Raw genomic sequence first — 22,121 nt, 5'->3', positions numbered from 1 at the left:
ACCAGCAAAAACACCTACTTTTTTTGAATGCAAATTTGAAACATAATATATTATCTAACCAAATTTTATAACCAAGTTAATCTAAGAAATCAGCATCATTTTTTTGTAATTCGAACCCGTTTCTTCCACAAGAAAATTGCTTAATTTCTGTAGCTTCTTTAACGAGCAAAACACAAATGAAAAAGAACTTATTAAATCTGCTTTTTTCAGCAGCATTAACGCTCTCCGCTGGTTCAGTTTCTGCACAGTATCCGAAAATTCCTGATGACGTTAAGAGGTCATCTGATTCTCTGCTTAAAGCGGCCTACCATCATTCAGATGTAGCCTGGGAAAAAGCAAAGCCAATTATAGAACAGGAAGCTAAACAAGGGAAACCTTATATTCCATGGGCAGGCCGTCCAAATGATTTACCTCAGTCTGAATTATTAGCTTTTCCCGGTGCTGAAGGCGGCGGTGCTTATAGCTTTGGCGGGCACGGCGGAAGAGTAATCGTGGTAAAAAATCTGAACGACAGCGGTCCGGGTTCGTTGCGTGATGCCTGCGAGCAGGGTGGTGCAAGAATAGTCGTTTTCAATGTTGCCGGGATCATAAAACTTAAAACACCACTCATTATCCGTGCACCTTACATTACCATTGCCGGTCAGACTGCACCTGGCGACGGTGTTTGCGTAGCGGGTGAATCGGTTTGGTTAAACACCCATGATGTAATCGTTCGTTTTATGCGTTTTAGAAGGGGAGAGACCTTCGTTGGTCGCCGGGATGATGCGATAGGTGGTAACCCGGTTGGTAACATCATGATTGATCACGTGTCAGCAAGCTGGGGACTGGATGAAAATATGTCCATGTACCGCCATATGTATAATGATAGCACCGGTAAAACCGAAGAGAAATTAGGGACAGTAAACATTACAATCCAGAATTCTATTTTCGCTGAAGCCTTAGATTACTGGAACCATGCATTTGGTTCAACACTTGGTGGAGAGAATTGTGCTTTTGTTCGTAACCTTTGGGCAGATAATGGTGCCCGTAACCCATCAATTGGATGGAACGGCATTTTCAACTTTGCCAATAACGTAGTTTTCAATTGGAATAATCGCTCCACTGATGGCGGTGATTACACAGCACAGTATAACATCATCAATAATTTTTACAAACCGGGTCCGGTTACTGATTTGAAAGATCCGATTTCCTATCGTATTCTGAAACCGGAATCTGGTCGCAGTAAATTGCCTTATGTGGTTTTTGGCAGGGCCTATGTTGCAGGAAATATCATCGATGGAAACCAAAAAGTAACTCAGGATAACTGGAACGGCGGCGTTCAGCTGGAAGATAAAAAAGGAAACCTGATGAGTTTTGAGCAGGCTTCTCCATATTTTGCGGCCATGAGAACGAAGAAGCCATTCCCAATGCCTAAAATCTCCATAATTCCAACCCTACAGGCCAAAGATTATGTACTGGCAAATGCAGGTGCGACTTTACCAAAAAGAGATCCGGTAGATACCCGAGTGATAAAGCAGGTAACCACAGGGAAAATTGAAGTTCATCCTGATGCGAAACCATCAGCATTCCAATTCGAGCACCGCAGGTTGCCAGGAGATTCTTACAAACAAGGAATCATCACTGAGGTATCTCAGGTTGGTGGCTACCCGGTGTATAAAGGAACTCCCTACAAAGATTCTGACGATGACGGTATGCCTGATGCCTATGAGCTGAAAAACGGTTTAAATCCTAAAGATGCATCTGATGCTGCGAAAATTACGAAAAGTGGTTATTCCAACATTGAAGTATATTTAAACAGCGTGGTTCCGGTATCTACAGTTAAGCCTATCTAAAATGAACAGATATTCGTCTTTGGCAGTTTTCATTGCTGCTCTTGGTTTCGGAAATGCCGCTTTTGCACAATACCCGGTAATTCCGGAAGCAATGGAAAAGAAAGCAGATTCGCTTTTAAAAAGTATTGAAGAGAAATCAGAGCTACAGTTTTTAAAGGTAAAGTCGGTTGTTGATGCTGAAGCAAAACAAGGTAAGCCTTATATTCCCTGGGCAGCTAAACCGGGCGATTTACCACAATCCAAGCTGGCAGCCTTTCCGGGTGCCGAGGGCGGTGGCGCTTATTCATTCGGAGGTCGCGGAGGAAAAGTTTATGTTGTAACAAGCCTGGGAGACTCGGGAAAAGGCACTTTGCGTGAAGCCTGTGAGCAGGGCGGAGCCAGAATCATTGTGTTTAATGTGTCCGGTATTATCAGACTTAAAACGCCTCTCATCATCCGCGCACCATATATTACCATTGCTGGTCAGAGTGCGCCTGGAGATGGGGTTTGCATAGCCGGCGAATCGGTATGGCTCAATACACACGATGTAGTGATCCGTTACATGCGTTTCCGCCGCGGTGCTACCGATGTAACCCGAAGAGATGATGCCATTGGAGGTAATCCCGTAGGAAATATCATGATCGATCACGTGTCGGCAAGCTGGGGACTGGATGAAAACATGTCGATTTACCGCCATGTCTACGATCCGAAAGATGGCTCGAAACCGGAGAAATTACCGACGGTAAACGTTACGATTCAAAACTCAATATTCTCTGAAGCCCTCGATACCTATAATCATGCTTTTGGCAGCACCATAGGCGGTTTGAATTCTACTTTTATGCGAAATCTATGGGCCTCAAATATCAGTCGTAACCCCTCTGTTGGGATGTATGGCGATTTCGGCTTTGCCAATAACGTAATTTTCAACTGGTGGAACAGGAGTGCTGATGGTGGCGATAACGCTTCTTTTTACAGCTTCATTAATAACTATTATAAACCTGGTCCAATTACACCAGCAGGCGAACCTATTTCTTACCGGATTTTGAAACCTGAATCGGGCAGGGATAAGAAGTTTACCAATGAATTCGGTCGTGCTTACGTTACCGGAAATATCATTGAGGGCAATGAAAAAGTGACTAAAAATAACTGGGACGGAGGCGTACAGCCCGAGAGCAAACGTGATAAACAAAAATTGCTGGACTCTATCCGTACAGATAAACCTTTGCCAATGGCGAAGATTTCCATTATCGATACCAAAAAAGCTTACGAATATGTTCTGGCCAACGCCGGTGCATCTTTGCCGGTTCGCGATGCGGTTGACCAAAGAATTGTTAAACAGGTAGCAACCGGTAAAATTAAACACGTTGAAGATGGAAAACTTCCGGCTAAACAAAGCTATGTAAAACGTCGTTTACCAGCAGACTCATACAAGCAAGGGATTATTTCTGATATCGCACAGGTTGGTGGTTACCCGGAATATAAGGGTACGCCCTACCAGGATACGGATCACGATGGAATTCCTGATGCCTGGGAAACGAAGCATGGTTTAAATCCGAAGGATTCAGCTGATGCCGCTAAAATTTCGAAATCAGGTTATGCCAATATTGAGGTATATTTAAATAGCTTAGTGGATGTAAGCAAGGTGAGGCCTTAAAAAAGGCAAAACCAATCGCCGGTTATACAAAAATAACAACATGCCAAAAACTAACCATATATTAAAAGCTAAACAACTGAAAACGCTATGCCTTACAGTGATCGCGCTTTTTGTGGCGAACTTTTCCTTTGCCCAGAAAACCAAGCCTGTTGAACCACCTAAACCTATTTTCAAAGGCAAAGACGGGAAAATGGCCTATACGGCAGATGAGCTTGGAAACCGCATTCCTGATTTCTCCTATGCAGGCTACATGGCTGGCGGAAAATCCATTCCAGATGCGTCAATCAAAGTGATCGTTCCCGTTTCAAAAGGCGATGCAACCTTAAGAATCCAGTCGGCGATCAATTATGTATCAAAACTTCCTGTTGGAAAAGACGGTCTTCGGGGTGCAGTTTTACTGGAAAAGGGAACTTACGAAGTTGCCGGAACTTTAAAACTGACTACTTCCGGTGTAGTGCTCCGCGGAAGTGGATTTGGCGAAAATGGAACAAAAATATTCGCAACCGGCTTAGACCGCATAGGCGTAATTAGGGTTATAGGCAAAAAAAACAAGATAGAGGATACTCCTGTTTCGATTACCGATAGTTATGTTCCCGTGAACTCGAATAGGATCAACTTATCCAATGTAAATGGTTTCAAGGTTGGCGATAAGATCATCATCAGCAGGCCTTCAACAAAAGAGTGGATCGAAACCCTCAAAACAGTTGAATTTGGTGGTGGTGAAAGCGCCTTAGGTTGGAAACCAGGAACAAGGGAAGTTCGTTGGGATAGAACAATCACAGCAATAAACGGATCAACCATTACTTTCGATGCACCCGTTACAACCGCCCTGGATTCAAAATTCGGAGGCGCAACGGTATCAAAATACCAGTGGGATGGAAGAGTTGCACAAGCGGGAGTTGAAAACCTGAATATTGAATCGGATTATCATAAAGATAATATCAAGGATGAATATCATCGGTGGACAGCCATTTGTATAGAAAATGCACAGGATGCATGGGTGCGTCAGGTGGTGTTCGAGCATTTTGCAGGCTCAGCCGTAAATGTACTGGAGTCGGCCAAAAGGGTAACCGTTGAAGACTGTAAATCACTGGCTCCTGTTTCGGAAATCGGAGGCGAACGCAGGAATACTTTTTATACCACGGGTCAGCAAACGCTTTTTCAAAGGTTATACTCCGAATATGGCTACCATGATTTTGCGGTTGGTTTCTGTGCACCGGGACCAAATGTTTTTGTGCAGTGCCAGTCCTATCTTCCTTTTAGCTTCAGCGGAACAATCGATAGCTGGGCATCAGGTGTTTTATTTGATATTGTGAATATTGATGGCAACGCACTGAGTTATTTAAATCGTGGTCAGGACGGACAAGGTGCAGGTTGGAGTGCTGCCAATAGCGTTTTCTGGCAATGCAGTGCTGCAAGGGTAGATAACCCGCAACCGCCAACTGCGCAGAACTGGGCATTCGGAACCTGGGCGCAGTTTACGGGCAACGGCTACTGGGACATGTCGAACGAGCAAATTCAACCACGCAGTATGTATTATGCACAACTCAAAGACAGATTGGGAAATGATGTGGATAGCAGAGCTTTTGTGTTGCCTGTAGAAACCGAGGCTTCAAGTTCGCCGCCGGTTGATGTGGCTTTAAAACTGACCAAATTAGCCTATAAACCTGCTTTGACACTTTCTGAATACATCGATTCTGCAAGGGAAAGAAATAAGATTTCTACTGATGCCCCTCAGGCGAAAAGCATCGATAAAATAGGATTAGATAAAGTTTTTCAGCCAGCAGTTGCTGGTGCAATGGCCATCCAGAATGGCTGGTTGGTTCGTGGCAATGAAATCGTAGTGGGTAACCGGCAGGAAGTGCCCTGGTGGAATGGAAGCGCCCGCCCTTACGGACTCAAAAATACCAGATTCCACGTTACGCGTTTTGTGCCCGGCCGTTCGGGTAATGGCCTGACTGATGATCTGGATGAGATTACAGATTCCATGAAAAATGGTGCTGTAAAAGTTTTAGACCATAATTACGGCCTCTGGTACGATAGAAGAAGAGACGACCATGAGCGGATCCGCCGAATGGATGGTGAGGTTTGGGCACCGTTTTACGAGTTGCCCTATGCACGCAGTGGCCAGGATAAGGCTTGGGATGGCTTGAGTAAATATGACATTACCAAATACAATCTCTGGTATTGGGACAGGTTAAAGACCTTCGCTAACCTGGCCGACCAGAAGGGCCTGGTGTTAATTCACGAAAACTATTTCCAGCATAACATCATCGAAGCAGGCGCTCACTATGCTGATTTCCCATGGCGTACGGCTAACAATATTAACGATACCGGTTTTCCGGAACCTGTTCCTTATGCAGGTGATAAGCGGATTTTCATGGCGGAGCAATTTTACGACATCAGCAACGAACACCGTAAAGCCATTCATAAAGCCTATATCAGAAAATGCCTCGAGAATTTTGACGGAAATTCTGGTGTGATTCAATTGATTGGCGCCGAATTTACGGGTCCGCTGCATTTTGTACAATTCTGGATTGATACCATTGAGGAGTGGGAAAAGGAAACCGGCAAACACCCGATTGTCGGGCTAAGCGTAACAAAAGATGTACAGGATGCAATTCTTGCAGATGCCAGAAGAGCTAAGGTAGTTGATTTGATCGATATCAGGTATTGGCATTACCAGGCCGATGGAAGTGCATATGCCCCAAAAGGTGGATTAAGTTTAGCACCGCGCCAGCATGCCCGTTTGTTAAAGCCCAGGAAAACATCTTTTGAAGAAGTTTACCATGCGGTATCAGAATACAAAGCAAAATTTCCAGAAAAGGCAGTGATGTATTCCGGTGATAGCTTTGACAGTTTTGGATGGGCAATTTTAATGGCGGGCGGTTCGCTTTCCAATGCCGATTATCTTGATGCGTCTGCACTGAATCTTGCATCCGGCATGAAGCCATTTCTTCCGGCGGGTAAAAGTGTTAAACAATACGGACTTGAAAATCCGGGCAGAGCTTATATTTTATACAATTCAACCGCCGATGCACTTCATCTCGATCTAAGTAAATTCAATGGAAAATTCAGTGTGAAAATACTCAATCCAAAGACAGGAAAGGTGCTTAAAGCAGAAAAAGTGAATGGTGGAGCGTTAGTAAAACTGGATAAAACAGCATCTGGAGACGAGGTGCTCATCATCAACAAAATTTAACATGAACTTTAAATCGAAAATATTTCTAATCGCTGTTGTTTCATGCCTTGCTTTCGGATGCAAGGAGAAACCTCATTTTGGTGATAAAAGTCTGCTGATTTCTGAGAACTCCAGATACCTGACAACAGGAGATGGTAAACCTTTCTTCTGGTTGGGTGATACCGGCTGGTTATTGTTTGGCAGACTGAACAGGGAAGAGGCGAATACGTATCTGGAAGACCGTAAGCAGAAAGGTTTTAATGTGATCCAGGTGATGCTGCTACATGATGTTCCCTCGAGGAATGTTTACCTGGATTCGTCGTTAGTACACGCAGATGTTTCCAGGCCGTTCGTTACCCCAGGGAATAATCCAAAAGATTCAGTGGCATACGATTACTGGGATCATGTGGATTATGTGATTGATAAAGCTGCTGAAAAAGGACTGTATATGGCACTGGTGCCGGTTTGGGGAACGAATGTGAAACAAAAAAAGGTAAATAAGAATCAGGCAAAAGTATACGCTGAATTTCTGGCTAAACGCTATAAAGACAAATGGAATATCATCTGGCTAAATGGGGGCGATATTAAAGGAAGCGAGGGCATGGATGTTTGGAAAACAATTGGTGAAACTCTAAGGGCGAATGATCCTAACCACCTCATTACTTTCCATCCACGAGGGAGAACGGCGTCGTCGCAATGGTTCCATAACGCGAACTGGTGCGATTTTGATATGATACAATCGGGCCACCGCCGTTATGATCAGGATACTTCCAAAAATGAAAAACTGCATTATGGAGAAGATAACTGGAAATATATTGAGGCAGATTATAAACTGAAACCGGTAAAACCAACTATCGACGGGGAGCCGTCTTACGAGGATATACCACAAGGTCTACATGATACCACACAGCCACGCTGGACCGATGCGGATGTAAGGCGCTATGGATACTGGTCGGTTTTTGCGGGTGCATTTGGTTATACATACGGCCATAATTCGGTGATGCAGATGTACAAAAAAACGGATTTAAAACCCGCTTATGGTCCTAAAGACCAGTGGATTACCGCGATCAATGCCCCCGGTGCAAAGCAGATACAATATTTAAAAGATTTAATATTGTCTCATTCCTACTTTGATCGCGTTCCGGACCAGACTTTGGTTGCCGGTACAAACGGAGAGCAGTACGACCGCGTTATCGCCACCAAAGGTGAAGATTTTGCATTGCTTTATACCTATACAGGCAGAAACTTCAGCGTTCAACTGGGTAAAACGGATGGTGATGAGGTAAAAGCCTCCTGGTTCGATCCGCGTACAGGGAAAGTGAGCGCAATTGGCACCTTTGAAAATAAAGGCGTAAAAGAGTTTAACCCACCCGGGGAGGCCGCAAATGGTAACGACTGGGTACTGGTTTTAGAAAAAGAATAATAATGGTTTGCCGTTCAAAGTTGATATTGTCATTTCGTTTAGCCCTTATCGGCCTGGCTTTGTGTGGAATCACCTCTTGCTCAAAACAAGGCTATATTTTCACATCGTTTCATGAACCTGCTACCGATGGATTAAGAATGCTATACAGCGACGATGCTTACCATTGGACTGACCTGAATAAAGTTTTATTAAAGCCGGAAGTGGGTACACAGAAAGTTTTAAGGGATCCGTCTGTTGTGCAGGGACCTGATGGCACATTTCATCTGGTGTGGACTTGCAGCTGGAAAGGAGATAAAGGGTTTGGTTATGCCAGTTCTAAAGATCTAATACACTGGAGTGAACAAAAGTTTCTTCCGGTAATGGAAGGTGAGCCGAAAACAGTAAATGTATGGGCACCTGAAGTTTTCTACGATGATGATAAAAAAGAATTTGTAATCATATGGGCTTCTACTATTCCTTTTCGTTTTGCAAAAGGGATTGAAGATGAAGATAACAACCACCGGATGTATGCTGTTACAACCAGGGATTTCGTGACTTTCTCTTCACCTAAGCTGTTTCTGGATCCCGGATTCAGTGTGATCGATGCCGTAATTGTGAAAAGAGCAATCAAAGATTATGTGCTGGTTTTGAAAGATAATACGCGGCCCAACAGAAATTTAAAAGTGGCTTTTGGAAAAGCGGCTTTAGGTCCTTATCAAAATGTCTCGGAAACATTTAGTCCGAAGTTAACCGAGGGACCAACGGTTGTAAAAGTTGGAAAGGATTGGCTGATCTACTTTGATGCCTACGGGCAGAAAATCTATTCGGCATATAAAACGGCTGATTTTAAAACGTTTAAAGACGCAACCTCCGAAGTTTCAATCCCTGAAGGACATAAACACGGAACGATCATAAAAGTGAAACGGAAAGTGATTGAGAAATTGAAAAAATGAAAAAGAAATTACTTGGATTAACCCTGGCATTTGCACTTGCGTTTTCTAATGTGGAAGCGCAGGATACCGTACGCTATACCGGAAAGACTTTAGTTAACGCAGATTACCATCATGGCCAGCTTTCGCCAGTGATCGGTGTTCACAATATCCAGACTTTCAGGGCTAATCGTGAGCATCCGGAGCTTGCCGAAGGCTTTGGGTGGACTTATAACCATGCGCCAATGCTGGCTTACTGGAACAATAGGTTTTACATTGAATACTTAAGCGATCAGGTGGGGGAAAGCATCCCACCGGGACAAACCTTAGTTCAGTCCTCAAAAGACGGCTATACCTGGAGCAAGCCTGATGTGGTTTTTCCGATATACAGGATTCCTGACGGAACAACAAAAGAGGGCAGAACCGATGTGGCAAAAGACCTGGATGCAGTCATGCATCAACGCATGGGTTTCTATGTTTCAACTAAAAATGTATTCCTGGTTCTGGGTTTCTACGCCATCAGTTTCGATGCTAAGGACGACCCCAATGATGGACATGGGATTGGTAGGGCAGTGCGTGAAATTCAGGCAGACGGTAAATACGGGCCTATTTATTTCGTTCACTACAACCCTGGTTATTCTGAAAAAAACACTAGATATCCTTACTTCACTAAAAGCAAAAACAAAGCTTTTATAGCCGCTTGTAATGAACTGCTATCAAATAAATTAATGACCCAGCAATGGAATGAAGAAGCTGATAGAAAAGATCCGCTAATCACTTTGCAAAAGCAGTATAAGGCCTTTAGTTACTATCATTTGCCTGATGGCCGAGTGGTTGGGCTCTGGAAAAACGCATTAACGGCGATTAGTACCGACAATGGTAAGAGCTGGCCGGAAAGTGCTTTTCGTGCACCGGGTTTTGTAAATAGCAATGCGAAAATATGGGGGCAAAAAACTTCGGACGGAAATTATGCCACAGTTTATAATCCATCAGAATACCGCTGGCCTTTAGCTATTTCGACTAGTAAAAACGGTTTAGAATACACCAACCTTGCTTTGATTAACGGAGAGATAACGCCTATGCGTTATGGTGGAAACTACAAATCATACGGACCGCAGTATGTTAGGGGAATTGAGGAAGGAAACGGAAAACCGGCTGATGGCAATTTGTGGGTAACCTATAGTATGAATAAGGAAGACATCTGGATATCACGTGTTCCGGTACCGGTAAACGTCGTGGAAAGTAGCCAGGTAAAAGAGGAGTTCAGTAAAATGCCAAAAGATAAGGCGCTCGACAGGTGGAATATTTACAGTCCGCTTTGGGCATCTGTAAAACTCGAAGGTGGTGCACTGGTACTGAAAGATAAAGACCCTTTTGATTTCGCCAAAGCAGAACGGGTTTTCCCAGCCGCCAGAAAAACGATCACCTCATTTTCAGTAACGCCGAAACAGAGTGATTTTGGCTTACTGGAGATCGAACTGCAAGATGCAAAAGGTATGGCAACAGTGCGTTTAACATTTGATACCGCAGGAACAATCAGTGCAAAAGCCGGTGCCCGCTATAAAAACTTTATGAAGTATGAGGCCGGTAAAAGTTATGATATCAAATTGAAACTGGATGCTTTTACCAGGTTCTACACCATTACAGTAAATGGGAAAGAGGTATTGACCAGTCTGGCTTTTCAGCCGGTTGCTGAGGTTTCAAGGATTGTTTTCCGTACGGGGGATGTTCGCCACTTTCCCGATGCTGATACACCGGCCGACCAGACTTATGATTTGAAAAATGCCGGAGAATCTGAAAAGAAAGAGGCGGTGTATTCGATTAAATATTTAAAAACGGAGGGATTTTAGGATGAGGAGGTTCTTGTATAAAACAGCTTTGGTTTTATTATTTGCGTTATGCGCTTTTTCCGCCAACGCCAAAATACTGTTGCCACAAATCCTTTCGAGTTCTATGGTTTTGCAAAGAGATAAACCCATTAATATCTGGGGCTTTGCTGCACCAGCTGAGAAGATAGAGGTGGCTTTTGCAGGGCAGAAAAAACAAACGATTACTGACCAGAATGGGAAGTGGCTGATCGTTTTAAGTCCACTAAAAACATCAGCGATAGGCCGTACTATGGTCATTTCAGGTTCAAATAAAATTGAGTTAAGCAATATTCTGGTTGGTGAAGTGTGGATTTGCTCAGGCCAGTCGAACATGGAATATGCCATGCGCAAACTCGCTAAAATTCCTAAGCCCAAAAATGAAAAGCTCGGTTTCCCGTCAGATGAAGTAGAAAAGGCAGATAATGATCAAATCAGGATTTTTCTGGTTAACCGCAAACAATTATCGAAACCCGATAGCATTCACAGGAGTTGGGCAGTGGCCAAAGATTCAGCTTTGCGTTCATTTTCTGCAGCAGGTTATTTCTTTGCGAAGGAAGTGCAGCAAAAATTAGGCATTCCTGTGGGTATGATCTCATCTGCCGTACCCGGAAGCGCCATCGAACCCTGGATAGATGAGCAGGCTTTTTCAAATGAAGTCTATTTTAAGGATAAAAAAGTTGGCAATGATCCTGGTAAATTTTATAGTCCCATGATCGCGCCCTTGACGAATTTTAAAATCAGGGGTTTCCTTTGGTATCAGGGTGAAACCAACTGTTTCCTGAACGAAACCATTTCTTACAGTTACAAAATGAAGGTGCTGATCCAGAGCTGGCGCAAAGCATGGGGAGAACAACTGCCCTTTTACTACGTTCAGATTGCACCTTACGACTATAGCAAACAGAAAAGCGACAAGGTCATACTCACAACAGACACTGAACCGAACTTTTGGGAAGCTCAGGAACAACTTTTAAGGCTGCCAAATACGGGTATGGTGGGGACTTCTGATTTAAACGATAATGGGGGCGACCTGCATCCCACTTATAAATGGGAAGTTGGGCGCCGGCTGGCACTCTGGGCACTAGCCAAAACCTATCATCAGCAAATCAGCTTTTCGGGACCGGTTTTTAAAGCTTTTACCATCCAGGGCGGAAAAGCAGTATTGGATTTTGATTATTTAAAATCCGCCAGTGATGCTATAACTGGCTTTACCATTGCTGGTAGTGATGGCAAATTTGTAAATGCTGAAGCTGTAATAAAAGATGGCAAAGTCTTAGTGTTTTCAAAAGAAGTCGCCAAACCTGTAAATGTTCGCTATAACTGGTCTGAAAGCCCTGCAGGAAGTTTGTATAGCAATGGATTACCGGCACTGCCTTTCAGAACGGATAACCCTTTAAGTAATCAATTTAGAACCAATTAATGAGACTTAGATTTATATTTTTCTTTTGTTTATTAATCATGTTTGATGCCCTGAAAGCCCAACAAACGGAGAAATTATATCTTTCAGGAACGGGAAATGATCAGACGGTGAATTGGGAATTCTTCTGTACAGAAGGTGCAAATTCGGGTAAGTGGACTACTATTCCGGTACCTTCAAACTGGGAATTGCAGGGCTTTGGTAAATACAATTATGGCTTCAACAAGGAGGCTAATAAAGGAAAAGAACAAGGACTATATAAGTACAGGTTTAAAGTTCCGGGTGACTGGAAATCTAAAATCATCAGAATTGTTTTCGAGGGTTCGATGACGGATACTGAAGTTAAAATAAACGGGAAACTGGCCGGTGCTGTGCACCAGGGATCATTTTATGTTTTTAACTATGATATTTCGGGACTGATTAAATATGATACTGATAATCTTCTGGAAGTTAAAGTTTCCAAACACTCGGCAAACCAATCGGTAAATGAAGCAGAGCGTAAAGCAGATTTCTGGATTTTCGGCGGTATTTTTCGTCCGGTTTATCTGGAAGCTTTGCCACAAACGCACATGGAAAGAATTCAAGCGGATGCCAAAGCAAATGGTATTTTTTCTGCCAACGTTCTCACTGCAGGATCAGCTGATGAAGTCTCAGTCGAACTCAAAGACCACAACGGAAAAAAATTCGGTAACGCCTTCTCAGTTAAAGCAACATCCGGATCAACACAAATCTTACACACCTTCAAAAATCCCCAACTCTGGTCGTCTGAATTCCCAAACCTCTATACGGCGACTTTTACCCTGATCAAAAAAGGAAAGAGAGTTCATCAGCTTACCAAAAAAATCGGTTTCAGAACCGTTGAAGTAAAGGAGCGGGATGGGGTATATGTAAATGGCGCGAAAATGAAATTTAAAGGTGTGAACCGCCATTCTTTTTACCCATCATCTGGCAGAACCACCAGCAAGCGCATCAGCATTGAGGATGTGCTGTTAATGAAAGAAATGAACATGAATGCGGTTCGGATGTCGCATTATCCGCCCGACGGACATTTTCTGGATGTATGTGATTCGCTTGGTTTATTCGTGATGGATGAGCTGGCCGGATGGCATGGCACTTATGATACGCCAACGGGTACTAAACTGATGAAAGAAATGATGAGTAGTGATGAAAATCACCCATCCATTATCTTCTGGGCAAACGGGAATGAAGGTGGACACAACCGGGAACTCGATCATCTTTTTCCTGAAGAGGACATCCAGAAACGCCCGCTAATCCATCCATGGGAGGTTTTTGGTGGATTTGAAACCACGCATTACCGGGAGTTTAACTATGGCATCGGGAATTACGATCACGGGCACAACATTTTAATGCCAACGGAATTTTTGCACGGGATGTGGGATGGTGGCCATGGTGCCGGAATTGAAGATTATTGGAATGCCATGTGGCATAATCCTTTATCAGCCGGAGGTTTTCTGTGGGACTTTGCCGATCAGGCAGTAGTACGTACCGACAAAAATGGTGAGTTAGACACGGACGGAAATCATGGTCCTGACGGGATTATTGGCCCTTATCACCAAAAAGAAGGGAGTTTCTTTACCATTAAAGAAGTATGGTGCCCTGTTTTTATCGAAAAAAGAGAAATGACCCCTGGCTTTGATGGTTCGTTCCTGGTGGAAAACCGTTATGCTTTCACTAACCTGAATCAATGCACTTTTGAATGGAAGTTAAAGCATTTGAAAAGCGCTGGAGATGCTGAATTCAAGTCTGGAAAAACCGATGCTCCGGATGTGAAGCCTTCTGAAAAAGGTAAATTGCAAATCAATCTGCCATCAGACTGGAGGACCTTTGACGCTTTGTACCTCACCGCAAAGGATGTGTATGGTAAAGTACTTTTTACCTGGAGTTTTCCGATTAATTTGCCTAAGGATGATACTGAAAGAATAGTTGCAAAAGCAGGTGGTTCAAAAGTCGCGCTGGAAGAACCGGCTCTGGTTTACCTGGTTGCTGCAAATGGCATTAAGTTTAGTTTTGATAAAACCACTGGTCTATTACAAAAAGTCGAAAATGCCAAGGGCATCATTCCATTTTCTAATGGGCCGGTATTACAGGAAGGTGTAAATAATTTTAAAAACTTTAAGGTTAAAAGGGAAGGCGACACGCTGATTATCTCTTCAACTTTCGATAAAAAAGAAAGCTTCAACACATTAGAATGGACAGTTTATCCTTCGGGATGGTTGAAAATGCAGGTGAAATATTTCCCGTCCGGTTACTTTACCACATTTGCAGGACTAAATTTTTCTTATCCTGAAACAGAAATTAAAGGGGTAGAATATAAAGGAAATGGTCCGTACCGGGTATGGAAAAACCGCATGAAGGGAACCGAATTTGGCATATGGAAAAAGGATTATAATGATTCGGCAACAGGAGAGCCGGCATGGCAGTATCCGGAGTTTAAAGGTTATTACTCGAATATGTACTGGTGCGAATTTATCGGTAGACAACAGTCTTTTAAAGTACTAACCGACCGGGAAGATGTATTTTTAAGGTTGTTTACCCCAAAGAAATCGAAAGATACAGAATATGACAACATGAGTCCGACTTTTCCGAACGGGGATATTTCGTTTATGAATGCGATTTCCGCAATCGGAACAAAAACCCAGAAGCCTGAAACAACCGGACCGATGGGAATGAAGAATATTTATTATGATTTTGACAAAGATCCCAGCAGGGCGCTGGATATGACTTTGTATTTTGATTTTTCCGGTAAATAGGTTTTCCCGCAGATGACGCGAAGAACGCAGATAAATAGATCTCAATCTGCGCAAATCTGTGAAATCAGCGGGAGACAAAAAATAACAAGTGTAATGAACATTAAAACCTACATATTCATCATTAGCATTTTTTTGCTGTCACTAACGAAAGTGATGGCACAAATCTCCTTGCAACATACCACCTGCGAGATGCTGGAAAATCCCCTAGGTATTGATGTAAAGAGACCCCGCCTCGCCTGGCAAATTATCTCGAAAGAGCGCAATGTAACCCAAACCGCCTATCAGATTTTAGCGGCCTCTTCACCAGAACAATTGTCACAGAATGAAGGAGATTTATGGAATTCCGGAAAGGTAAACTCCGCTGAATCCATTCATGTGGTTTACGACGGAAAAGCTTTATCCAGCCGTTTAAAAGTGTACTGGAAGGTGAAGGTATGGACTAATGCCGGTCAGAGTGAATGGTCGGGCAACAACTTCTTTTCGATGGGTTTGCTGTACTACAAAGACTGGCCTAAAGGCTGGATTGGTTTCGACAGGGCTTTTCCGTGGGACAACATCAAAACCGATTCGAGACTATCGGCAAGGTATTTCAGAAAAGAATTTCAAAGCCCGAAAACCGTAAAGTCTGCAACAGCATCTGTGATCGGTTTGGGCTTATATGTGCTTTACATTAACGGAAAAAAAGTGGGTGAAGATGTTTTATCTCCCTCCCCAACGGACTATACCAGAAACGTAAAATACAATACCTATGATGTAACCCGCTATATTCAAAACGGAAAAAATGCGGTAGGTGCAATTTTAGGGAATGGCCGCTTTTTTGCTATGCGGCAGAATGAAAAGCCTTATAAAATTAAAACATTTGGCTTTCCGAAAATGCTGATGAACATCAACATTGTTTACAGCGATGGAACAACTGCCAATATCGACACTGATGATAGCTGGAAGGGCACAGCTGACGGACCAATCAGAACCAATAATGAGTACGATGGCGAGGAATATGACGCGACTAAAGAGGCCTCTGGCTGGAACAAAGTTGGTTTTGATGATGGAAAATGGTCAAAAGCAGAGTTTGTTCAGGAACCTGCCGGAACTATAGGAGCGCAAATGAATGAGAACATGCGGATTATGAATACACTTAAACCGGTATCAATTTCCAAAATCTCAGGAGGAAGGTATGTTGTAGATATGGGGCAGAACATGGTTGGCTGGTTGCAGATGAAGGTAAAAGGAGCCAAGGGGCAGCAAATTAAAATGCGTTTTGCAGAATCGCTTCAGGAAAACGGCGAGCTTTTTACGGCCAATCTTCGCAATGCCAAATGCACCGACTTATATACGCTAAAAGGTGGCGAGCAGGAAACCTGGGAGCCGACTTTTGCTTATCGCGGATTCCGGTATGTTGAACTCACAGGCTACACTTATGCACCCTCGCTAAATGACTTCTCCGGAAAAATGATTTACGATAACATGCAGACTGTAGGAACTTTTGAAACCTCAAATGCTTTGATCAATCAGCTATTTAAAAACGCCTGGTGGGGTATTGCCGGAAACTATAAAGGAATCCCGATTGATTGTCCGCAACGCAATGAGCGTATGCCCTGGTTAGGCGACAGAGGTGCCGTGGCTTATGGCGAGAGTTTTCTGTTCGATAACGGCAGGTTTTACACGAAGTGGTTGCAGGACATCAGAAATTCGCAAAAAGAAGATGGAGCGATTCCGGATGTGGCACCAGCTTTTTGGAGGTATTACAGCGATAACATGACCTGGCCCGGTGCCATGCTCCTGGTTACGGAAATGGTATACAAGCAAACCGGTGATGTGACTGCGGTTCGCGACAATTATCCTGCAATGAAAAAATGGCTTTCGTATATGCAGGATCGTTATATGCAGGATTTTATAATAACAAAAGACAGTTATGGCGACTGGTGTATGCCGCCAGTAACCATCGAAGCCGGAAGAGGCAAAAGCGCAGATAAAAAATATCCCTCAGCGTTGATCTCAACCGCTTATTATTATCATTTTACCCAGCTGATGAGGCAATTTGGACAGGCTTTGGGAAATGAGGCAGATGTAAAATACTATCAAATTTTGGGGGATAAAATCAAAGATGCCTTTAATCAGAAATACTATAATGATCAGGGTTATTATGCTTCGAATGCTTTAACGGATAACATCATTCCACTGTATTTCGGCATGGTTCCTGCGAACAAGGTAGCACCGGTTTTCAAGAATATAACCTATACTGTCGAGGTGACGAATAAGGGCCATTTAAGCAATGGTTTGGTCGGAATTCAATGGCTAATGCGCTGTTTGAATGATTACGGTCGGCCTGATTTGGCCTACACTGTGGCGACTCAGAAAACTTATCCCGGTTGGGGCTACATGGTGGATCAGGGTGCCACCACCATATGGGAGTTATGGAATGGCAACACCGCCGATCCTAAAATGAACTCACAGAATCATGTGATGATGCTCGGCGATTTGTTAATCTGGTATTATGAAAATCTTGCCGGAATCAAATCGGAAAGCAACGCTTTCAAGAAGATCATTATGAAACCGGAAATGATCAACGGATTAAACAGTGTAAACGCAAGTTACCGATCAGTTTATGGAACAATTAAAAGCAATTATACCAAAACAGCCAGCCAGTTTAACTGGAATATAACGGTGCCACCGAATACCTCGGCATGGGTTTATATTCCTGCAAATCAGAAAAATGAGGTTTCAGAAAAATTGAAATCGGTAAAGGATTTGAAATTTATTAAAATGGAGGATAATCACGCGGTTTACGAGCTTGGATCGGGCGATTATTCTTTTGTAGTGGATAAGAAGTAATTTAACCAGTTTAGTGTTAACAGGAAAAAAATAAAATGATGAGAAAGTTCTTAAAATCAATCATGCTACTGACATTGATGTTAAGCACGGTTAGTGTGTTCAGTCAATCCAAAGATGTTATAGTTTCCGAAGATATCCTGACTAAAGCCAACGCATTTGTAGGTGCTTTGAACTTAACAGATGAGGAAAAGAAGGCGGCCCTAGCGCATATCATTGCAGTTCATCTGACCTCCACCAGAGACTGGCACAATGAGCATCCGTCGTCAACCGTTCCGGATGGTATAAATCCGGTTACCGGTAATAAGTTAAGCGATCTGGATAAACAGATCATTGCCGATTCTGCGATGCCGGCCACCGTGCATCAGGCTTTAATGGATGGTTTAAATAAAAACCTGTCTCCTGATCAGGTGGAAACTGTATTGGATCAATATACTATTGGCAAAGTGGCTTTTACCATGAAGGGTTATAAAGCCATTGTCCCTGACCTTACTGCTGATGAGGAAGCCAGGATTCTGGGCTTTCTTAAGCAAGCCCGGGAACAGGCAGTTGATTATAAAAACATGAAAGAGATATCGGCAATTTTTGAGATCTATAAAACGAAATCAGAACAAATGTTGAACAATAATGGCCGCAGTTGGAGAGCACTTTACAGTGCCTACACGAAGAAAATAAAAGAAGAAAAAGCGGCAAATCAGAAACAATAGAGGTATCAACACCATATAAATATTATTAGGGCATGTAATGGCGAACTTGCAGCTTTTATTAGCTTCAATTCCTTACATGGTAAAAAGAAAAACAATGCTAATATGTTAAAGAAAATTTTAACCATATCAATTGTCATTTTTACGCTGAGCGCTAAAGCCCAGGTTGAAAAATGGCAGAAAGGAATCGTAAAGCAGGAATTTCTGTATGATAAGGCGCCTTTCCCATCCTGCCATTCAGCAACGATTACAGAGACACCAATGGGGCTGGTTGCCTCATTTTTCGGTGGAACCAAGGAACGGAATCCTGATGTAGAGATATACATCAGTCGCTTTGTTAATGAAAAATGGCTCCCGCCCGTTTCTGTAGCAAATGGCATTCAGCCCGATGGTAAAAGATTACCCACATGGAATCCGGTTCTATATCAGGTTCCAGGCGGGGATTTGTTGTTATTCTACAAAATCGGACCAAAACCGTCTGAGTGGTGGGGTTTAATGCGGACGTCCAAAGATGGCGGAATCACATGGTCTGAGGCAACAAAACTGCCGGCAGGGTATATCGGGCCGGTTAAAAACAAGCCTATTTTACTAAGCAACGGGAATCTTTTTGCACCATCAAGCAAAGAAGGCGATGGGTGGAAAATTCATTTTGAGGTCACCAAAGACAATGGCAAGACCTGGAGGACGGTTGGACCCCTTCCGGAGAATGGAATCAAAGCCATCCAGCCCAGTATCTTGCAACATGGAAACGGGAAATTGCAGATTTTAGCCAGGACAGCAAACCGGGCCATTGTCGAATCCTGGTCGAATGATAACGGAGAAACCTGGTCGGCGTTAACGAAAACTTCCCTGCCCAATAATAACTCCGGAACGGATGCCGTAACCATGAAAGATGGTCGCCAGGTTTTGGTGTACAATCATGTTTTGCCTCCCGGAGATTTAGCTAAAGGTCCGAGAACCCCTTTAAATGTTTCCATCTCCAGGGACGGGAAAGCATGGTATGCTGCATTGATTCTGGAGGATTCTCCAATCAGTCAATATTCTTATCCTGCCGTCATTCAAACTTCAGATGGCATGTTACATTTCATTTATACCTGGAGAAGGGAAAAAATTAAACATGTAGTTGTTGATCCTTCGAAACTGAAGCTGAAGAAAATTAAAAATGGCATATGGCCAAAATTAAATGGCTATGCCGCTCCGGTTATTACAGAAACTAAAAGCGAAGAACCATGAGATTATACCGGTTAATTACGCAAGGGATTATTCCTGCCATACTGATTACCCTGATACTTTCTGGGTCTGATTTGCTCTTTGCGCAAACCCAAAATACGGATAACCTTTATAAGAAGCCTTTGGTGGAGGTGTTAAACGAAATTCAAACCCGGTTTAAGGTTCAGATTAAATATTCCGCGCCGCAGGTTAAAGATAAATGGGTAAATTATGCCGAGTGGCGTTTCAGGGCTAATGTTGATGAGACCCTGGCCAATGTATTGACGCCACTGGATATGAAAGTAAACAAGGAAAAGCCTGGTGTGTACAAATTGAAAGAGTACGAATATTACCGCTGGGAGGTTCAGGATGGCTGGAACTATCTGGATACGCTGGCAACAAAGTACCATGATAAAGCCAGCTGGGAGAAGCGCAAAGCGGAAATCAAGCCTGAGCTTTATCAGGCTTTAATGTTGTCGCCTTTACCGGCAAAGCCTGTAGCTAAACCCATCATCACATCAAAAAGAACTTTCGATGGCTATTCTGTCGAAAATATCGCGCTGGAGATTTTACCGGGGGTGTGGATCAACGGTTCGCTCTATAAACCCTTGAATGCCAAAGGTAAAATCCCTGTGGTGTTAAGTCCCGACGGGCACTGGGAAAAACAGCGGTACAGACCCGATTGCCAGATCCGTTGCGCCACAATTGCCAGGATGGGAGCAATGGCTTTTAGCTATGATTTGTTTGCATGGGGTGAATCCATGTTGCAATTTAAATACGAAGACCACCGCCGTAGCCTGGCACAAACGATACAGACACTGGGTGGAATCAGGATTCTGGATTATTTTACTTCACTGAAAGAAACAGACACCACCCGGATTGGCATTAGTGGTGGGTCGGGTGCCGGAAGTCATTGTATCTTAATGACGGCAATAGACAACAGAATTAAGTTAAGCGCACCTGTGGTAGCCATGTCATCCTACTTTTATGGGGGCTGCCCCTGTGAAAGCGGAATGCCTATCCATCAATGCGGCGGCGGAACAGACAACGTTGAACTGGCGGCAATGGCTGCGCCACGGCCACAACTACTGGTATCAGATGGTGGCGACTGGACAGCCCACACGCCACAGCATGATTTTCCTTACCTGCAAAAGATGTATGGGTATTATGGGGTGAAAGATCAGGTAGAGAATGTTCACCTGCCTGATGAGAAGCATGATTTTGGCGTCAACAAACGCATTGCATTGTATGATTTTCTGATTAAAAATTTTAAGCTTAACGGTACTGCCGTTAAGGATAAGTCAGGTAAGTACGATGAAACCAAGGTAACCATTGAAAAGGAAAATGCCCTGTATGTATTTGGCGATAAAGGCGAAAAACTACCTAAGCATGCTTTAATGGGTTTTGAAAACCTGGAGAAGTTATTTCCAGGCGCAAGTAAATAAAAAAATATGAAGCAGCAGAACAGGAGAACCTTTATAGCAAATGTAGCTTTGTTAACCGGCGCTTTGATGCTTCCGGATCAGCTGCTACTGGCAGCTGCAAGGAAGAGCAAATATAAAATTGCGGTAATCGACCTGATGATTCTGAAACGTCAGAAAGTTAGTGCATTGCCCTTAACCAAGGAAATTGGCGCCGATGGACTGGAGATAGATATGGGGGGACTGGGCAACCGGGAAACTTTTGATAATAAACTGGCTGATCCTAAAGTGCGCCAGGAGTATCTGGATAAAGCCAGAGAACTGAATATCGAAATCTGTTCACTGGCAATGACAGGCTTTTATGCACAGTCGTTCGCTAAACGTCCCACTTACCAAAGGATGATTCAGGATTGTCTTGATACTGCTAAAGCCATGAATGTGAAAGTCGTTTTTCTGCCTTTAGGCGTGCAGGGTGATCTGGTCAAAAATCCTGAGTTACGGGATCCGATAGTGGAGCGGTTAAAAGTAGCCGGGCAAATGGCTTCCAAAGCGGGTATTGTAATTGGTATTGAAACTGCATTGGATGCTGCTGGCGAACTTCAATTGTTGAAAGCGGTGGGCTCGAAATATGTGAAGAGCTATTTCAACTTTTCCAATGCCATTAAAAACGGGCGCGATCTACATCAGGAACTCAGGATTTTAAGTAAGAAAAACATCATACAGATTCATGCAACCAACGAAGACGGCGTGTGGTTGCAGAACGATCCGAAAATTGACCTCAGCAAAGTGAAAGCAACACTCGATGATATGGGCTGGAAAGGTTGGCTGGTGGTAGAAAGAAGCCGCGATGCCAGTCAGCCAACCAATGTAAAATATAATTTTAGTGCAAATACCAACTACCTTAAATCCGTTTTTCAAGCCAAGTAAT

General features: G+C 43.4%; 13 protein-coding genes. All 13 read left to right on the top strand.

The window, feature by feature from the left end:
- Window positions 1-176 precede the first annotated feature (176 nt).
- The 13 genes from R2Q80_RS16150 (at window position 177) to R2Q80_RS16090 (ending at window position 22,120) form a co-directional block, all read left to right on the top strand.
- Window positions 177-1,832 (top strand): polysaccharide lyase family 1 protein, encoded by a 1,656-nt coding sequence (locus tag R2Q80_RS16150; protein ID WP_047800698.1) that lies wholly within the window; start codon window positions 177-179, stop codon window positions 1,830-1,832.
- A 1-nt stretch (window position 1,833) separates the two neighbouring features.
- Window positions 1,834-3,465: a polysaccharide lyase gene (locus R2Q80_RS16145; protein WP_316800588.1), complete on the top strand. Its 1,632-nt coding sequence runs from the start codon at window positions 1,834-1,836 to the stop codon at window positions 3,463-3,465.
- Between the two features lie 40 nt (window positions 3,466-3,505).
- Window positions 3,506-6,667, top strand: a complete 3,162-nt coding sequence (locus R2Q80_RS16140; protein ID WP_316800587.1) for a DUF6298 domain-containing protein — start codon at window positions 3,506-3,508, stop codon at window positions 6,665-6,667.
- A 1-nt stretch (window position 6,668) separates the two neighbouring features.
- Window positions 6,669-8,069: a glycoside hydrolase family 140 protein gene (locus R2Q80_RS16135; protein WP_316800586.1), complete on the top strand. Its 1,401-nt coding sequence runs from the start codon at window positions 6,669-6,671 to the stop codon at window positions 8,067-8,069.
- 26 nt (window positions 8,070-8,095) lie between these two features.
- Window positions 8,096-9,001, top strand: a complete 906-nt coding sequence (locus tag R2Q80_RS16130) for a glycoside hydrolase family 43 protein (protein ID WP_316800585.1) — start codon at window positions 8,096-8,098, stop codon at window positions 8,999-9,001.
- Complete coding sequence (locus R2Q80_RS16125) at window positions 8,998-10,827, top strand: six-hairpin glycosidase (protein ID WP_316800584.1); 1,830 nt, start codon at window positions 8,998-9,000, stop codon at window positions 10,825-10,827. The genes R2Q80_RS16130 and R2Q80_RS16125 overlap by 4 nt, the downstream gene beginning before the upstream one ends.
- Before the next feature lies 1 nt (window position 10,828).
- The gene (locus tag R2Q80_RS16120) at window positions 10,829-12,262 is read left to right on the top strand and encodes a sialate O-acetylesterase (RefSeq protein WP_316800583.1); all 1,434 of its coding nucleotides are present in this window, start codon (window positions 10,829-10,831) and stop codon (window positions 12,260-12,262) included.
- Window positions 12,262-15,030: a glycoside hydrolase family 2 protein gene (locus R2Q80_RS16115; protein ID WP_316800582.1), complete on the top strand. Its 2,769-nt coding sequence runs from the start codon at window positions 12,262-12,264 to the stop codon at window positions 15,028-15,030. Before R2Q80_RS16120 ends, R2Q80_RS16115 begins: the two co-directional genes overlap by 1 nt.
- 93 nt (window positions 15,031-15,123) lie before the next feature.
- Window positions 15,124-17,862, top strand: a complete 2,739-nt coding sequence (locus tag R2Q80_RS16110) for an alpha-L-rhamnosidase (RefSeq protein ID WP_316800581.1) — start codon at window positions 15,124-15,126, stop codon at window positions 17,860-17,862.
- A gap of 62 nt (window positions 17,863-17,924) precedes the next feature.
- Window positions 17,925-18,566: a DUF3826 domain-containing protein gene (locus R2Q80_RS16105; protein ID WP_316800580.1), complete on the top strand. Its 642-nt coding sequence runs from the start codon at window positions 17,925-17,927 to the stop codon at window positions 18,564-18,566.
- Window positions 18,567-18,668: 102 nt separating this feature from the next.
- Window positions 18,669-19,796 (top strand): sialidase family protein, encoded by a 1,128-nt coding sequence (locus R2Q80_RS16100; protein ID WP_316800579.1) that lies wholly within the window; start codon window positions 18,669-18,671, stop codon window positions 19,794-19,796.
- Window positions 19,793-21,217, top strand: coding sequence for an acetylxylan esterase (locus tag R2Q80_RS16095; protein WP_316800578.1), 1,425 nt, complete (start codon window positions 19,793-19,795; stop codon window positions 21,215-21,217). The genes R2Q80_RS16100 and R2Q80_RS16095 overlap by 4 nt, the downstream gene beginning before the upstream one ends.
- Window positions 21,218-21,223: 6 nt before the next feature.
- Window positions 21,224-22,120, top strand: coding sequence for a sugar phosphate isomerase/epimerase family protein (locus R2Q80_RS16090; RefSeq protein WP_316800577.1), 897 nt, complete (start codon window positions 21,224-21,226; stop codon window positions 22,118-22,120).
- The last annotated feature ends 1 nt before the right edge of the window (window position 22,121 follow it).

This window comes from Pedobacter frigidisoli (assembly GCF_032678525.1).
Lineage (GTDB): Bacteria > Bacteroidota > Bacteroidia > Sphingobacteriales > Sphingobacteriaceae > Pedobacter > Pedobacter frigidisoli_A.
The sequence above is the reverse complement of the archived record's forward strand: the minus strand, read 5'-3'. Positions and strand labels throughout refer to the sequence as shown.